Origin of the sequence: Pseudomonas sp. 8 R 14 (genome assembly GCF_900005955.1) — a bacterium.
GTDB classification, from domain to species: domain Bacteria; phylum Pseudomonadota; class Gammaproteobacteria; order Pseudomonadales; family Pseudomonadaceae; genus Aquipseudomonas; species Aquipseudomonas marginalis.
Genome location: NZ_CVTH01000055.1, coordinates 21,504 through 36,289 on the forward strand (window position 1 = coordinate 21,504; position 14,786 = coordinate 36,289).

12 protein-coding genes are annotated in these 14,786 nt (G+C 61.8%); 5 read left to right on the forward strand and 7 right to left on the reverse strand.

The window, feature by feature from the left end; translation table 11 throughout:
* Positions 1 to 70: 70 nt before the first annotated feature.
* From BFQ01_RS11610 to BFQ01_RS11625, 4 genes are all read right to left on the reverse strand, one after another.
* On the reverse strand, positions 71 to 1,111 hold the full coding sequence (locus BFQ01_RS11610) for an ABC transporter substrate-binding protein (RefSeq protein ID WP_065925381.1): 1,041 nt from the start codon (positions 1,109 to 1,111) through the stop codon (positions 71 to 73).
* A gap of 43 nt (positions 1,112 to 1,154) precedes the next feature.
* On the reverse strand, positions 1,155 to 2,267 hold the full coding sequence (locus BFQ01_RS11615) for an ABC transporter ATP-binding protein (protein ID WP_065871779.1): 1,113 nt from the start codon (positions 2,265 to 2,267) through the stop codon (positions 1,155 to 1,157).
* A 225-nt stretch (positions 2,268 to 2,492) separates the two neighbouring features.
* Positions 2,493 to 3,122, reverse strand: a complete 630-nt coding sequence (locus tag BFQ01_RS11620) for a response regulator (protein ID WP_027605903.1) — start codon at positions 3,120 to 3,122, stop codon at positions 2,493 to 2,495.
* An 18-nt stretch (positions 3,123 to 3,140) separates the two neighbouring features.
* Positions 3,141 to 5,135 carry a PAS domain-containing sensor histidine kinase gene (locus BFQ01_RS11625; protein WP_065925382.1) on the reverse strand — a complete coding sequence of 665 codons (1,995 nt, stop codon included), beginning with the start codon at positions 5,133 to 5,135 and terminating at the stop codon, positions 3,141 to 3,143.
* 77 nt (positions 5,136 to 5,212) lie between these two features.
* On the opposite strand from BFQ01_RS11625, the gene BFQ01_RS11630 reads away from it, so the two are divergent.
* Entirely contained in the window at positions 5,213 to 6,187 is a 975-nt protein-coding gene (locus BFQ01_RS11630) for an alpha/beta hydrolase family protein (RefSeq protein WP_065925383.1), read from the forward strand.
* A 44-nt stretch (positions 6,188 to 6,231) separates the two neighbouring features.
* Here the strand turns inward: BFQ01_RS11630 and BFQ01_RS11635 are convergent, their stop codons facing one another.
* Genes BFQ01_RS11635 through BFQ01_RS11645 form a run of 3 tightly spaced genes read right to left on the reverse strand, consistent with a single transcriptional unit; the run spans position 6,232 to position 8,697 of the window.
* Complete coding sequence (locus tag BFQ01_RS11635; RefSeq protein WP_065925384.1) at positions 6,232 to 6,999, reverse strand: TerB family tellurite resistance protein; 768 nt, start codon at positions 6,997 to 6,999, stop codon at positions 6,232 to 6,234.
* A 1-nt stretch (position 7,000) separates the two neighbouring features.
* Positions 7,001 to 7,675 (reverse strand): N-acetylmuramate alpha-1-phosphate uridylyltransferase MurU, encoded by a 675-nt coding sequence (murU, locus tag BFQ01_RS11640; protein WP_065925385.1) that lies wholly within the window; start codon positions 7,673 to 7,675, stop codon positions 7,001 to 7,003.
* Positions 7,672 to 8,697 (reverse strand): aminoglycoside phosphotransferase family protein, encoded by a 1,026-nt coding sequence (locus BFQ01_RS11645; RefSeq protein ID WP_065925386.1) that lies wholly within the window; start codon positions 8,695 to 8,697, stop codon positions 7,672 to 7,674. The genes murU and BFQ01_RS11645 overlap by 4 nt, the downstream gene beginning before the upstream one ends.
* Positions 8,698 to 8,827: 130 nt before the next feature.
* On the opposite strand from BFQ01_RS11645, the gene BFQ01_RS11650 reads away from it, so the two are divergent.
* The 4 genes from BFQ01_RS11650 to rsmA are packed head-to-tail and all read left to right on the forward strand — an operon-like array spanning position 8,828 to position 14,751.
* On the forward strand, positions 8,828 to 11,641 hold the full coding sequence (locus tag BFQ01_RS11650; protein WP_065925387.1) for an LPS-assembly protein LptD: 2,814 nt from the start codon (positions 8,828 to 8,830) through the stop codon (positions 11,639 to 11,641).
* Positions 11,616 to 12,956: a peptidylprolyl isomerase gene (locus BFQ01_RS11655; RefSeq protein ID WP_027605910.1), complete on the forward strand. Its 1,341-nt coding sequence runs from the start codon at positions 11,616 to 11,618 to the stop codon at positions 12,954 to 12,956. The genes BFQ01_RS11650 and BFQ01_RS11655 overlap by 26 nt, the downstream gene beginning before the upstream one ends.
* Complete coding sequence (gene pdxA / locus BFQ01_RS11660; RefSeq protein ID WP_065925388.1) at positions 12,953 to 13,942, forward strand: 4-hydroxythreonine-4-phosphate dehydrogenase PdxA; 990 nt, start codon at positions 12,953 to 12,955, stop codon at positions 13,940 to 13,942. Before BFQ01_RS11655 ends, pdxA begins: the two co-directional genes overlap by 4 nt.
* Positions 13,939 to 14,751, forward strand: a complete 813-nt coding sequence (gene rsmA / locus BFQ01_RS11665; protein ID WP_065925389.1) for a 16S rRNA (adenine(1518)-N(6)/adenine(1519)-N(6))-dimethyltransferase RsmA — start codon at positions 13,939 to 13,941, stop codon at positions 14,749 to 14,751. Before pdxA ends, rsmA begins: the two co-directional genes overlap by 4 nt.
* Positions 14,752 to 14,786: the final 35 nt, after the last annotated feature.

Below are 14,786 nucleotides of genomic sequence, written 5' to 3' on the forward strand. Positions count from 1 at the left end.
CAGTCAGCACATGTGTCGCCTGACACACCGTCATCGGGAGCAAGCCCCCTCCCACAAGGGTTAGGCGGTGTTATTTAGCAGCCCAGGAGTTGAAACGCTGCTCGAGCTGTTCACCGTTATCCGCCCAGAAGCTCACGTCGATCTGCACCTGGTTGGCGATGTTTTCCGGCGTAGTCGGCATATCCTTGAGGATGTCCTTGGCCAGCAACGGTACGGCTTGGGTGTTGGCCGGGCCGTAGGCGATGTTTTCCGAGTAGGTCTTCTGCTGCTGCGGCTGCACCGAGAAGGCGATGAATTTCTTCGCCGCTTCGGCACGCTCCTTGGACAGGCCTTTAGGGATGGCCCAAGCATCGAAGTCGTAGATGCCGCCGTTCCACACCACTTTCAGGTTGCTTTCTTTTTGCACCGCGGCGATGCGGCCGTTGTAGGCCGAACTCATCACCACGTCACCCGAGGCCAGGTATTGCGGCGGTTGTGCGCCGGCTTCCCACCACTGGATCGACGGCTTGAGTTCGTCGAGTTTCTTGAATGCACGGTCCTGGCCATCTTTGCCGGCCAGCACTTTGTACACGTCCTTCGGTGCAACACCGTCGGCCATCAAGGCGAATTCCAGGGTGTACTTGGCGCCCTTGCGCAGGCCGCGCTTGCCCGGGAATTTCTTGGTGTCCCAGAAATCAGCCCAACTGGTTGGCGCAGAAGCCAGTTTGTCCGCGTTGTAGGCCAGAACGGTCGACCATACGAAGAAGCCCACGCCGCACGGCTGGATCGCGCCCTTCACGTAGTCGGCGCTGTTGCCAAACAGTTTCGGGTCCAGCGGCTCGAACATGTCTTCGTCACAGCCACGGGACAACTCCGGCGACTCCACCTCCACCAGGTCCCAGGACACGCTCTTGGTGTCGACCATGGCTTTCACCTTGGCCATCTCACCGTTGTACTCGCCGGCGACGATCTTGCCGTTGCCCGCGCTTTCCCAAGGCGCATAGAAAGCCTTGACCTGTGCAGCCTTGTTCGCACCGCCAAAGGACACGACGGTCAGGTCCGGGCCAGCCATGGCCTGTGTCGCGCCCATCAAGCTCAGGGCCAGGACGGAATATTTCAGGGATCTCAACATTGTTGTTCTCTCCACGTGCAGGGTTGGTGAAGCCATGGGGCGATCAATTCGCCTCTAGAAGTGGGTCGAGTGCGCGAACGTGCTCGACTTGCCAGCCAATCGGTACCACGTCGCCGACCGCCAACGCCGGGTCCAGCTCGGCGATCGGTTGTTTCACAAAAAAATCGGCCTTGCCGCAGACTTCCAGGCGCACGCGCACGTGGTCGCCCAGGTAGATGAATTCCGCCACCCGCCCGGAGAAACGGTTGACGCAGCTTTCGCTGGAGCCATTGAGGCTGACACGCTCAGGGCGCACCGACAGGGTCACCGGACCGCCGATCTGGCCGACGTTCACCGCCAGCGCCTCGACCTTCTCGCCGCGCGCCAGCTCCACCACGCAACGCTCGCCGGTATGGCTGTGCAGGCGACCATTGAGGCGGTTGTTTTCACCGATGAAGTTGGCGACGAAGGTGTTCTTCGGCTCTTCATACAAGGTGCGTGGCGCAGCGATCTGCTGGATCTCGCCCTGGTGGAACACCGCCACGCGGTCGGACATGGTCAAGGCTTCGCCCTGGTCGTGGGTCACGTACACCACGGTCACGCCGAGGCGCTGGTGCAGGTGCTTGATCTCCATCTGCATGTGTTCGCGCAGTTGCTTGTCGAGGGCACCGAGGGGTTCGTCCATCAACACCAGTTGCGGTTCAAACACCAACGCCCGGGCCAAGGCCACACGCTGTTGCTGGCCGCCGGACAGTTGCGCCGGGTAACGCTGGGCAAAGGCATCGAGCTGGACCATGCTTAGCACGCGTTTGACCCGCTCGCTGATATCGGTCTTGCTCAAGCCCCGCACCGACAGCGGGAACGCGAGGTTCTCCGCAACGGTCATGTGCGGGAACAGCGCGTAGTTCTGGAACACCATGCCAATGTCGCGCTTGTGCGGCGGCACGTTGTTGATCGAGCGCCCGGCCAGCTGGATTTCGCCGGCGGTCGGCGTTTCGAAGCCGGCCAGCATCATCAGGCTGGTGGTCTTGCCCGAACCGGAAGGCCCGAGCAGGGTGAGGAACTCGCCCTTGCGAATCTCCAGGTTGAGGTCTTTGACGATCAGGTTCTCGCCGTCGTAGCTCTTCTGCACGCCACGAAAGCTGACCAGCACATCATTTGAATCCACCTCGCTCATACCCGCACCTTTGTGTTTTGGACTGCTGTGGCACAAGCGTAGTCCAGGCGCGAGACCCCGGAAATCGGGGGCCAGGAGAGAATGGCATCAGCCGGATGGAAGGTTTGGGGTAGGGATCGCCCTACACGGATGGCGGGGATGGGACAGGGCAGCGGCAAGAGGCGAGCTGCAAGCGGCAAGAATGGGTTCGGCGGTGTTTTGGGGTTGTCGTTATTGGATATGTGGTTAGAGGAGCTTGTGCTCCATGGCGTACTTCACCAGCTCGGCCAGGGAGGTGATATTCAGCTTTTGCATCAGCCGCGCCTTGTGAGTGCTGATGGTCTTGCTGCTCAACGCCAGTTGCTGGGCGATGTCATTGACGTTGGCGCCCTGGGCCAGGCGCTCGAACACTGAGAATTCACGCTCGGACAGCAGCGAATGCAAAGGCCTTGAATCCGTCAGGCCGACCTCGAAGACCATGCGGTCCGCCAGGTCCGGGTCGATGTAGCGCCCGCCGGCCGCGACCTTGCGAATCGCCATCAGCAGCAGCGCGGGGTCGCTGTCCTTGGTGGCGTAACCCGCAGCACCCACCTTGAGGGCGCGAGCGGCCATTTGCGCCTCATCGTGCATCGACAGCACCAGGATCGCCGGCGGATTGCTCAGCGCACGAATGCGCGCAATCGCTTCCAGGCCATTCACGCCTGGCATCGAGATGTCCAGCAACACCACCTCGCAAGGCACATGGCGCAAGGTCTCGAGCAACTGCTCGCCATTACTCGCCTCCCCCACCACCAGCAGGTCCTTGGCCAGGCCGATCAATTGCTTGATGCCTTCACGAACGATGGTGTGGTCTTCGGCTACCAGTACACGGATCACAAGGGCTTCCTCTTATCGTTATGCATCCAAAGGCACCGTGACACTCAGGGTGGTGCCCTCGCCCAATTGACTGTCCAGGCTCAGTTGCCCGCCCATGATCAGCACCCGCTCGCGCATCCCCACCAGGCCAAACGACACCGGGCGCCCCTGGGCCTCGACGAAACCGACGCCATCGTCGCTGATGGTCAGCCGCAGGTCGGTGCCTTCCACCGCCAGGGTCAGTTCGACAGTATGCGCCTGGGCATGGCGCATCACATTGGTCAGCGCCTCTTGCAGGATACGGAACAGGCCGATGGCCTTGGCATCGCTCAAGGCCGGCAGGTTATCCGGCACTTGCACCAGGCAGGGAATCTGCGTGCGCGCTTCGAAACGCCGCGCCTGCCATTCGATGGCCGAGGCAATCCCGGCATCGAGAATCGGCGGGCGCAGCGCCGTCGCCACGTCCCGCACCAACTGGAACAGTTGGGCGATCAGGCGCTTCATGCTGTTCAAGCGCTCGTGCAGGCCAGGATCCAGTTGCGCGTAGGACAGCTCGCACATGGAGGTTTCCAGCTTGAGCACCGTGAGCATTTGCCCGAGTTCGTCGTGCACTTCCCGGGCGATGCGGGCCTTTTCTTCTTCGCGCACGGTTTCCAGGTGGGCGGACAACTCGCGCAGTTGCGCTTCACTCTGCATCAAGGCGGCCAGGGTGCGGCGCAGTTCGGTGACATCGTTCAGGTAGACAACCAGGTATTCCGCCTCGGCAAATCGCAGAAAGCTCAAGGACACGTTGGCCGGCAGGATGCTGCCATCGGCGCGCAAACAATCGGTGGCGAAGTTCTGCGGCCCCTCTTCGCTGGCCCGTGCGCGCTTCCACAGGTTGAGCCAGCGGTCCATATCCAGGGTCGGGTCGAGGTCGACCAGCGGCCGTTCGATCAGTGCACCGGGCTCGTAACCCAGCATGCTCTCGGCCGCACGATTGGCGTAGCGCACGTGGCTGTCCCAGTTGACCCAGAGGATGCCGACGGTGCTCTGGTCGATGGAAAACTGCGTCAAGCGCAACGCTTCGGCACCGGCGGCACGGGCGGCGCTTTCTTCGCGGGCGGCCAGCAGGTCGTGCTCCAGCACGCGTTGCTGGCGGCGCTGCCAGAACACCACGGCCAGGCTGGCGAGCAGCAACAGGCCGAGCAGCAGGCTGAGGTTCTGCCAAAGGCCTTTGGATTCGGATAAACGTGGGTATTTGGGTTGCAGCCAGCGACTGTGCAGTTGATCCAGGTCGCGGGCCGGGATCGCGCTCAGGGCACTTTCCATGATGCCGGCCAGTTCCGGCCAGTCCCGCCGCGTGGCGACCCGCAGCAATTGCGGCAGGCCGATGTCCCCGACCACCGCCAGCCCGCTGAACTCCGCCTCTGCAGACAAGCGGCTTAATTGCGCTTCATCCACCACGGCATAACGCGCCTGCTGGCTGACCAACAACTGCAAGGCCTGGCGCTCCATGGGCACGCCTTGCAGGTTGAGGCCGGGATAGGTACTACGCAGGTAATCGGCCACAGCACTGGGCATGCGCACGGCAACACGGGATTGATCGTCGAGCTTCTCCAACTCCACGGCACCACCACCCTCGCGGATGCCGACAATGTGTTGAGGCACACGCATATACGGGTCGGTGAACTGCCACAGGCGCAAACCGGCCGGGGTTTGCTGCAGGCCAGGGGCAATGTCCACCTCGTCGTCGCGTACGGCCGCCTCCAACTGCTCCTGATCAGGGAAGTTGCGCCAGGTCAGCTCGATATTCAGTGCCTTGGCCAGCCACTGCATCAACTCGACATTCGCCCCGGACAAGCGCTGCAGGCGTCGGTCGTATTGCGCGTAAGGCGCCTGCAAGACCACGCCCACCCGCAGCTCAGGGTGCCGGGCCAGCCATTCGCGCTGCGGCGCATTCAGCTGCGCCTGCGGTGTGGCGGGCGCGGGGGAAGCGTTTGCCATCAAGGCAAGGCACAAACAGCCGATAACCAGCAGACAGCGAAAACCCATGATCCACGTCTCACATCACTGACAAATACTGACCAACCCATTAGGCTGCTGGAATCACTTCTGGCCGGAAATCAACGATGTCCTATCGAAACCGTTCGGCACTGCCAGCATTGTGCCTGTCACTGCTGTTTACCAGTGCCTTTTCTGTGCAGGCTGAAGACGCACCGGCACCGGCTGCCGAAAAACCCGTCGAACGCCAACCCCTGCCCGAGCGTAGCCAGGAAGAGGCCAGCGCCCTGGAACGCAAAATCCCGCAGCAGGAACAGCAACAGTTGCAGGCCGGCAGTGATTCATTCCTTGCCCTGTGGAAACCGGCCAACAGCGCCGAACCCGAAGGCGTGGTGATTATCGTACCGGGCGCCGGCGAAAATGCTGACTGGCCGCAAGCAATCGGCCCGTTGCGACGTAAATTGCCGGATGCCAATTGGGGCAGCCTCAGCCTGTCGTTACCGGACGTGAGCATGGACACCCTGCCACCGCGCGTCATGGAAGCCCCCAACGCCACCGTCGACACCAGCAGTAAAGACGCGAGCACCGCCGACAAGCCGATCGAGCAAGCCGCCAGCGCCGAGGCGGAAGGCACCGACCCGGCGGTGGTCCCGGGTGCAGACGAACAGGACAAGACCGACGCCTCGCGCATCTTTGCGCGCATCGATGCCGCCGTGGCTTTTGCCCAGACCCAGAGCGCACGCACGGTGGTGCTGGTGGGCCATGGCACTGGCGCCTGGTGGGCGGCGCGTTACCTGACTGAAAAACAACCCTCCCAGGTGCAGAAGCTCGTGATGGTTGCCGCCCAGACGCCTGCCGGGCGTCATCCCGACGTGCAGCAACTGGCGCCGGCGCTGAAACTGCCGACGGCCGACGTCTTCTATCAAGACAACGCTCAAGCACGCAAAAACGCCCTGGCGCGCGCCCAGGCCGCGAAGCGCTTGAAGAATGACGGCTATAAGCAGGTGTCATTGAAGACCCTGCCCGGCAACAGCGCCGCCGAGCAGGAACAGTTGTATCGCCGGGTTCGCGGCTGGTTGAGCCCGCAGGCCAGCGCCGACTGAGGATCAGCACAGAACCAATGTGGTTATCCGTGAAATAGTGGCCTCTAACGAAAATCCCGGCGCTCGCGAATCAACGAATAGGCATTGTGCAATTCACGGGTGCGCTCGGTCGCTTCACGCACTTGCGCGGGGGTGGCGCCACTGCCGGCCACCTTGTCCGGGTGGTGACGGCTCAGCAGGCGGCGATAGGCACGCTTGATGACCGACGGCTCGGTGGTAGCTGTCACGCCGAGCAAGCGCAACGCTTCCTGGTAGGTCGTGCCACGATTGACCAGCGGCTTGCGCTCAGGTGTGTAGTCGGCCGCCAGCGCCTGGAGCTGTTGCGGTGTCCAGCCCAACCACTTCCCCCACAGGTCGATCAAGTCGCGCTCGGCGGCATCCGCCTTGCCGTCCGCCCAGACCATCCGCCAGCACGCCCGCAACACCCCTTCCGCCGCATGGGGCTGGGCCTTGAGCACACGCAGGTAGCGGCGTACCCGGTCGGAACCGGATTTGCCGCGGTTGAACGCCGCAATCGCGCGGCGCTGGGCCGATTCGGTCATGTCCAGTGAGCGCATTTCCTGCCGCGCCTGCTGGATATGCCCGTCCACCACACGCCCGTTGCTTTTGGCCAGGCGCCCGAGCAACACAAACAATAACTCGTCATTGCGTAACGCCGGACGCCCGCCCAAGCGCTCGCGCAACTGTGCCCAACTGTGCAGTTGCAGGCGGCGATCCAGCGCCTGCCCCAACAGCGCACCCAACAAGGCCCCCGGAATACTGGCAATGGCAAAGCCAGCCCCGGCGCCGATCAGCGTCCCTGGCCACAACATGCTACTGCCCCGCTGTCAGCAGGGTTTCGACGTGCGCCAGGCGCTCCAGCGTGCCGACATCAATCCAGCGTCCCGCCATGTGTTCCCCCGTTACCAAACCTTTCGCCATGGCCGCACGCAGCAGCGGCGCCAGCTTGAAGGCACCGGCGTTGCAACCCTCGAACAGCCGGGGGTCGAGCACTGAAATGCCACTGAAGGTCAGGTTATCGGCACCGGGCGCCGCATCATGAAGCAAGCCCTGATCAAGGTAGAAATCACCGCCCGAGGGGTGATGTGCCGGGTTGTCGACCATCACCAGATGAGCCAGGCCCTTAAGCGGCTGCTTGAGTCGGGTGAAGTCGTAGTCGGTCCAGATATCGCCGTTGACCACCAGGAATGGCTCATCCCCCAGCAACGGCAGCGCCTGGAAAATCCCGCCGCCGGTTTCCAGCGGTTCGCCCTCCGGGGAGTAGCGGATACGCAAGCCGAACTGCGCGCCATCCCCCAGGTAGCGCTCGATCTGCTGGCCGAGCCAGGCATGGTTGATCACCACATCGGTAAAGCCGGCCTTGGCCAGCGCCTCCAGGTGGTACTCGATCAGGCGCTTGCCGCCGGCCTGCACCAGCGGCTTGGGGGTGTGCAAGGTGAGCGGACGCATCCGCTCGCCTTTGCCGGCGGCCAGGATCATGGCCTTCATACGCCGGCCTCTGCGGGCTGGCGCAGGCTGGTCAGTAACTCAGCCAGTTCGCTCAACTCCGGGCGATCGTCCAGCACCGCCTCTATATAAGCAAAGAAGCGCGGTACGTCGGCCAGGTAGCGTGGCTTGCCGTCGCGATGGCAGATGCGCGCAAAGATGCCGATAACCTTGAGGTGGCGCTGCACGCCCATCAGGTCGCTGGCGCGCAGGAAGTCTTCGAAATCCGGTTGTACCGGAATGCCGGCCTGGCCCGCACGCTCCCAGTAGTCGCGCTGCCATTCCCGCACACGGGCCTGGGGCCAACTGAGAAAGGCGTCCTTGAACAGGCAGGTGATGTCGTAGGTGACCGGACCATACACCGCGTCCTGGAAATCCAGCACGCCAGGGTTAGGCTCGCTGATCATCAGGTTGCGTGGCATATAGTCGCGGTGCACCAGCACTTTGGGTTGCGCCAGGGCGCTGTCGATCAAGTGATCGCTGGCACGCTGCCAAAGTGCATGCTGCCGGGTATCCAGCTCGAGACCCAAGTGTCGGCGCACGTACCACTCGGGAAACAATTCGAGTTCACGGCGCAGCAAGGCGACGTCATAGCTGGGCAGTGGTGCGTCCATCGGCAACTGCTGATAAGCCAGCAAGGCGTCAATGGCATCGGCAAACAATTGATCGGCGTTTTCGTCGTTTATCACGTCCAGGTAGGTTTTTCTGCCCAGGTCATTGAGCAAAAGAAAGCCTCGCGGCAAGTCTTGTGCATAAATTTTTGGAACATTTATTCCCGACGCCGACAACAAATAAGCGATATCGACGAAAGGCTTGCAGTTTTCCTGAGGCGGCGGCGCGTCCATTACCACGAAAGTCCGACCGCCGCCTTCCCAACGGAAATAGCGCCTGAAACTCGCGTCGCTGCTGGCCGCGGTCAATGTGGCCGGGGGTACGGCACCCCAGCCTTGAGCGTTGAAAAGGATCGGCAACTGCTCATCCAGCCAGACTTCCAGCTGCTGTAAACGTAGATCTTGCTCGGGCATTACAAGGGTCTCCGACGGCGCTAGCCGTCAAGCGGGTCATGCTTTATTATCACGCATCTTTTTCAGACCATCGAGAGGCGTGCGGCCCAAACCGCGGGCAGATGGCACGCAGGAAGCCCGGACTAATAAGATGGCATTGAAATCCCCCGCGTTTCGTAGAAAATTTCCGTTGCTGGTAACCGGCAGTCTGCTGGTCATGCAACCCTTCGCCACCTCATTCGTGGTCGCCGCGGAACAGTATGACTGCTCAGTCTCTGCTTCGGGTGCCTGGGACTGCGCGCCGAAGACCGCCGCAGCCCCATTGCCACCGCGCCCGGTGCATGACGGCGCAGCCGTCAGCTCGGCCAACAGCACGGCGCAGGCCGACGCTGGCGGCAGTGCCGAAGCCGAGCCGAAGACCGCACTGGTCACCGAGTCCAAGGGCCGTGGCCTGCGTTCGCGCAGCGCCGACTACAGCCACTTGGACTGGGTGCCTCGCGAAAAGTTGACCGCAGCCCAGCTGGCGGAAACCGGTCCTTACTGCGGCGGCGCGTACATCGAGCCAACTCGTCCTGGCATGAACGACAAGACGAACAAGAGCGATGCGCCCACCTTCATCGGTGCCAAGGCCTCTCGTTACGAGCAGGAACAACAAGTCGCAACCCTGGCCGGTGACGTCGTCATGCGCCAGGGCAGCATGCAGCTGGAGTCGGAAGAAGCCAGCCTGTACCAGGCCGAGAACCGTGGCGAGCTGAACGGTAACGTGCGACTGCGCGACAACGGTGCATTGATCGTCGGCGACCACGCCCAGGTTCAACTGGATACCGGCGCTGCGCAGATCGACAACGCCGAATACGTGCTGCACAAGTCGCGTATCCGCGGTAACGCGCTGTATGCCAAGCGCGCCGAAAACGCGATCATCCGCCTCAAGGATGGTACGTACACCACCTGCGAGCCGGACAGCAATGCCTGGCAGCTCAGGGGCAACAACATCACGTTGAACCCGGCCACCGGTTTCGGTACGGCCACCAACGCGACGCTGCGGATCAAGAACATTCCGATCCTGTACACCCCTTACATCTACTTCCCGATCGACGACCGTCGTCAGTCCGGCTTCCTGCCTCCGAGCTTCAGCACCGGCGGCGAAACCGGCTTTACCCTGGTCACGCCGTACTACTTCAACCTGGCGCCAAACTACGACGCCACGTTGTACCCGCAATACATGACCAAGCGCGGCATGATGATGGAAGGCGAATTCCGCTACCTCACCAAGTCCAGCGAAGGCCAGTTCGGCGGCGCGTACCTGAACGACGACAACGACGAACGCAAGAAGCAGACCGACTACGAAAAAACCCGCTACATGCTCAATTGGCAGCACAAGGGCGGGCTGGATTCGCGTGTACTGACCCAGGTCGACTACACCACGATCAGTGACCCTTACTACTTCCAGGACCTCAAGTCCTACCAGGAAGGTGTCGAGAGCCGCGACTACGTCAACCAGCAGGGCTCCGTGGCTTATCGCGGTGACACCTTCCAGGCACGCCTGAACCTGCAGGCTTACCAGTTGGCAACGATCTCCCAGGTCACGCCGTATAACCGCCTGCCGCAGATCACCTTCAACGGTACCCTGCCTTATCATCCGGGTGGCTTGAACTTCAGTTATGAGACCGAAGCCGTACGCTTTGATCGCGACCTGGAAAACGGCAATTTCAGCAATGAGAACGGGGACATCGAGCGCCGCCTCGACACTTATGTCCGCGGTCTTACCCGTGCCAATGGCACGCGCCTGAACGTAGCGCCGGCTGTCGAGTACCCGATGAACTGGACCTACGGCTTTGTAACGCCGAAGCTCAAGTACGTGTACACCAAGTACGACCTGGACCTGGATAACATCGGCAAGAACCAGATCCTTGTTGATCAGGCTGCAGCAGTGGCAGCCGGTACCCAGTACGCGGGCGGCACCTTCAAGAGCTCCCAGGACCGTGCGGTTCCGGTGGCCAGCGTCGACAGCGGCCTGTATTTCGATCGCAACACCAACTGGTTTGGCAAGGATTATCGCCAGACACTCGAGCCGCGCGCGTTCTACCTGTACGTGCCGAACAAGGACCAGGCCGATATCCCGGTCTTCGACACCAGCGAATACTCGTTCAGCTACGCGTCACTGTTCCGCGACAACCGCTTCAGCGGCTCCGACCGTATCGGCGACGAGAACAAGCTGTCCTTGGGCTTGACCAGCCGGTGGATCGAAGAAAACGGTTTCGAGCGTCAACGCGTATCCGTGGGACAGGCTTTGTACTTCAAGGATCGTGAAGTACAACTGCCTGGTATCCTGGCGGCCGACCGTGCCGATGCACAGTCCGACGTATCGCCCGTTGCCCTGGACTACGAGTTCCGCTTCAACCGCGACTGGCGCGCCACTGCCGACTACAACTGGGACACCGAGGAGCACAGCCCTCGTTCCGGTAGCGCGATGCTTCACTACCAGCCGGAAGACAACCCGAACAAGATCATCAACGTCGGTTATCGCTATCGTAACGACCAGGTCGTCTACAACCAGTTGACCGGCAAATGGCAGTTCGGTGGCGACTACGGTCAACCAGGCGATCCGAACTACGTGAAGGATTACTACAAAATCCAACAACACGACTTCTCGATGATGTGGCCGATCATTCCCCAGTGGAACCTGATCACCCGCTGGCAGTATGACTACGCTCGCAACCGTACCCTGGAAGCCTTCGGTGGTTTCGAGTACGACAACTGCTGCTGGAAACTGCGCGTCATCAACCGTTACTGGGTTTCCAACGACGAATACAGCCAGATCGCCCCGCTTAACGAAAAGGGTGACCACGGGCTCTTCCTGCAGATCGTCCTCAAAGGACTCGGCGGCCTGACCGGCGCCAAGGTAGAGAGCTTCCTCGACAAAGGCATTGAAGGTTATCGTGAACGTGAAGACCAAGCTTTCTGATTGTCTGCGCCCGCTAGTGCTGGGCGCGCTGTTCCTGGGCACCGTATCGGCTCACGCTGCGGTTCAGCAACTGGATAAAGTAGTGGCCATCGTCGATAACGACGTGATCATGCAAAGCCAACTGGACCAGCGCGTCAAGGAAGTGCAGCAAACCATCGCCAAGCGTGGCGGTGGCGTGCCACCGACCAGCGTGCTGGACCAGCAGGTACTGGAACGCCTGATCGTCGAAAACCTGCAACTGCAGATCGGCGAGCGTTCCGGCATCCGCATTTCGGACGAAGAACTGAACCAGGCGGTCGGCACCATCGCTCAGCGCAACAATATGAGCATTGATCAATTCCGCGCGGCCCTGGCCCACGATGGTCTTTCGTATGAAGACGCCCGTGACCAGATCCGCCGCGAAATGATCATCAGCCGTGTGCGCCAGCGTCGCGTTGCCGAGCGGGTCCAGGTATCCGAGCAGGAAGTGAAGAACTTCCTGGCCTCGGACCTGGGCAAGATGCAGCTTTCCGAAGAACTGCACCTGGCCAATATCCTGATTCCGACGCCGGACAGTGCCAACTCCGAGCAACTGAATGCGGCGGCGGCGAAAACCCAGGCTATCTATGATCGCCTGAAAGCCGGCGCTGACTTTGCCCAGATGGCCATTGCCCAGTCCGGCAGCGACAACGCCCTTGAAGGTGGTGATATGGGCTGGCGTAAAGCTGCTCAACTGCCACCTCCGTTCGACCGTGAACTGAGTGCCATGGAAGTGGGTGGCATCACCCAGCCAGCCCGCACCCCAGGCGGCTTCATCATCCTGAAGTTGCTGGAACGTCGCGGTGGCGAGACCTCGCTGAAAGACGAAGTGCATGTTCGTCATATCCTGGTCAAACCAAGCGAAATCCGCACCGAGGCCCAAACCAAGGAACTGGCCCAGAAGATCTATGACCGCATCGAAAGCGGTGAAGACTTCGCCACCCTGGCCAAGAGCTTCTCGGAAGACCCAGGTTCCGCCCTCAACGGCGGCGACCTGAACTGGATCGACCCGAAAGCCCTGGTGCCTGAGTTCCAGCAGGTAATGGCCGATACTCCGCAAGGCGTACTGTCCAAGCCGTTCAAGACCCAATATGGCTGGCATGTACTGGAAGTCCTTGGTCGTCGCGCCACCGACAACACCAGCCAGGCCCGCGAGCAGCAGGCGTTGAACGTACTGCGTAACCGCAAATACGACGAAGAGCTGCAGACCTGGCTGCGTCAGATCCGTGACGAAGCCTACGTGGAAAACAAGCTGCCAGGCGCCGAGCAAACAGGCACCGACCAGGCAGCTCCGTGAAACCCCAGCGTTTCGCCGTGACACCCGGCGAGCCGGCCGGCATTGGTCCAGACCTGTGCCTGCTGCTCGCCTCGCACCCCCAGCCGCACCCCCTGATTGCCATTACCAGCCGCGACCTGCTCCTTGAGCGGGCCGCGCAGCTGGGTGTGGTCGTCAGTCTGCTGGACGTGGCACCGGGCAACTGGCCCGACCTGCCGGCGCCCGCCGGCAGCTTGTATGTGTGGAACACCCCGCTGCAAGCCAAGGTCGTTGCCGGTCAACTCGACAAGGCCAATGCGGCGTTCGTCCTGGAAACCCTGACCCGCGCGGGGCAAGGCTGCATCGACGGCGACTTCGCCGGCATGATCACCGCGCCGGTCCACAAGGGCGTGATCAACGAATCGGGCATTGCGTTTTCCGGCCACACCGAGTTCCTGGCCGAGCTGACCAACACCGCTCAAGTCGTCATGATGCTGGCCACACGCGGCCTGCGGGTCGCCCTGGTGACCACGCACCTGCCATTGCGCGACATTGCCGACGCCATCACCGCCGAGCGTTTGGAGCGCGTTACGCGCATCCTGCATGCCGACCTGCAACAAAAATTCGGCATCGCCCAACCGCGCATCCTGGTCTGCGGGCTCAACCCCCACGCCGGCGAAGGCGGACACTTGGGCCATGAAGAAATCGACATCATTGAACCAACCCTGGAGCGTCTGCGCCTGGAAGGCATGGACCTGCGTGGCCCACTGCCAGCAGACACTCTGTTTACCCCCAAATATCTGGAGCACTGCGACGCAGTGCTGGCGATGTACCATGACCAGGGGCTGCCCGTGCTGAAGTACAAAGGCTTCGGCGCCGCAGTCAACGTGACACTGGGCCTGCCGATCATCCGCACCTCCGTCGACCATGGCACCGCCCTGGACCTGGCAGGCAGCGGCAAGATCGATACCGGCAGCCTGCACGTGGCCCTGGAAACCGCCTATCAGATGGCCGAGACCCGTATATGACCGAGCATTACCAACACCGGGCGCGCAAGCGCTTCGGGCAAAACTTCCTGCACGACGCAGGCGTGATCGACCGTATCCTGCGCTCCATCCATGCCAAGCCAGAAGACCGCCTGCTGGAAATCGGCCCGGGCCAGGGCGCGCTGACCCAAGGCTTGCTCGCCAGTGGCGGCCAACTGGACGTGGTGGAACTGGACAAGGACCTGATCCCGATCCTCAACCAGCAGTTCGCCGGCAAGCCCAACTTCAACCTGCATCAGGGCGATGCACTGAAGTTCGACTTCAATACCCTCAACGCCGCGCCTAATAGCCTGCGTGTGGTGGGTAACCTGCCGTACAACATCTCCACACCGCTGATTTTCCACCTGCTGAACAACGCCGGGATCATCCGCGACATGCACTTCATGCTGCAAAAAGAAGTGGTGGAACGCCTGGCTGCCGGCCCTGGTGGTGGTGATTGGGGCCGATTGTCGATCATGGTTCAGTACCACTGCCGCGTCGAACACCTGTTCAATGTCGGCCCGGGCGCATTCAACCCGCCGCCGAAGGTCGATTCGGCCATCGTGCGCCTGGTGCCTCACGCCGTGCTGCCACACCCGGCCAAGGATCACAAATTGCTGGAACGCGTGGTGCGTGAGGCGTTCAACCAGCGCCGCAAGACCCTGCGCAACACACTCAAGGCCCTGCTGAGCAACGCCGAGATCGAAGCAGCCGGCGTCGACGGCAGCCTGCGTCCCGAGCAACTGGACCTCGCCGCGTTCGTGCGCCTGGCCGACCAACTTGCCATCCAGCCTGCGCCAGTCGCCGACTGAAACCCCCAGGCATGGCCAGACACATGTCTGGCCTA

Coding starts and splice junctions, on each gene's coding strand:
- BFQ01_RS11645 (WP_065925386.1), bottom strand. CDS start 8,697: ATGCCCGAGCAAGATCTACGTTTACAGCAGCTGGAAGTCTGGCTGGAT.
- BFQ01_RS11630 (WP_065925383.1), top strand. CDS start 5,213: ATGTCCTATCGAAACCGTTCGGCACTGCCAGCATTGTGCCTGTCACTG.
- BFQ01_RS11650 (WP_065925387.1), top strand. CDS start 8,828: ATGGCATTGAAATCCCCCGCGTTTCGTAGAAAATTTCCGTTGCTGGTA.
- BFQ01_RS11615 (WP_065871779.1), bottom strand. CDS start 2,267: ATGAGCGAGGTGGATTCAAATGATGTGCTGGTCAGCTTTCGTGGCGTG.
- BFQ01_RS11625 (WP_065925382.1), bottom strand. CDS start 5,135: ATGGGTTTTCGCTGTCTGCTGGTTATCGGCTGTTTGTGCCTTGCCTTG.
- rsmA (WP_065925389.1), top strand. CDS start 13,939: ATGACCGAGCATTACCAACACCGGGCGCGCAAGCGCTTCGGGCAAAAC.
- murU (WP_065925385.1), bottom strand. CDS start 7,675: ATGAAGGCCATGATCCTGGCCGCCGGCAAAGGCGAGCGGATGCGTCCG.
- BFQ01_RS11610 (WP_065925381.1), bottom strand. CDS start 1,111: ATGTTGAGATCCCTGAAATATTCCGTCCTGGCCCTGAGCTTGATGGGC.
- BFQ01_RS11635 (WP_065925384.1), bottom strand. CDS start 6,999: ATGTTGTGGCCAGGGACGCTGATCGGCGCCGGGGCTGGCTTTGCCATT.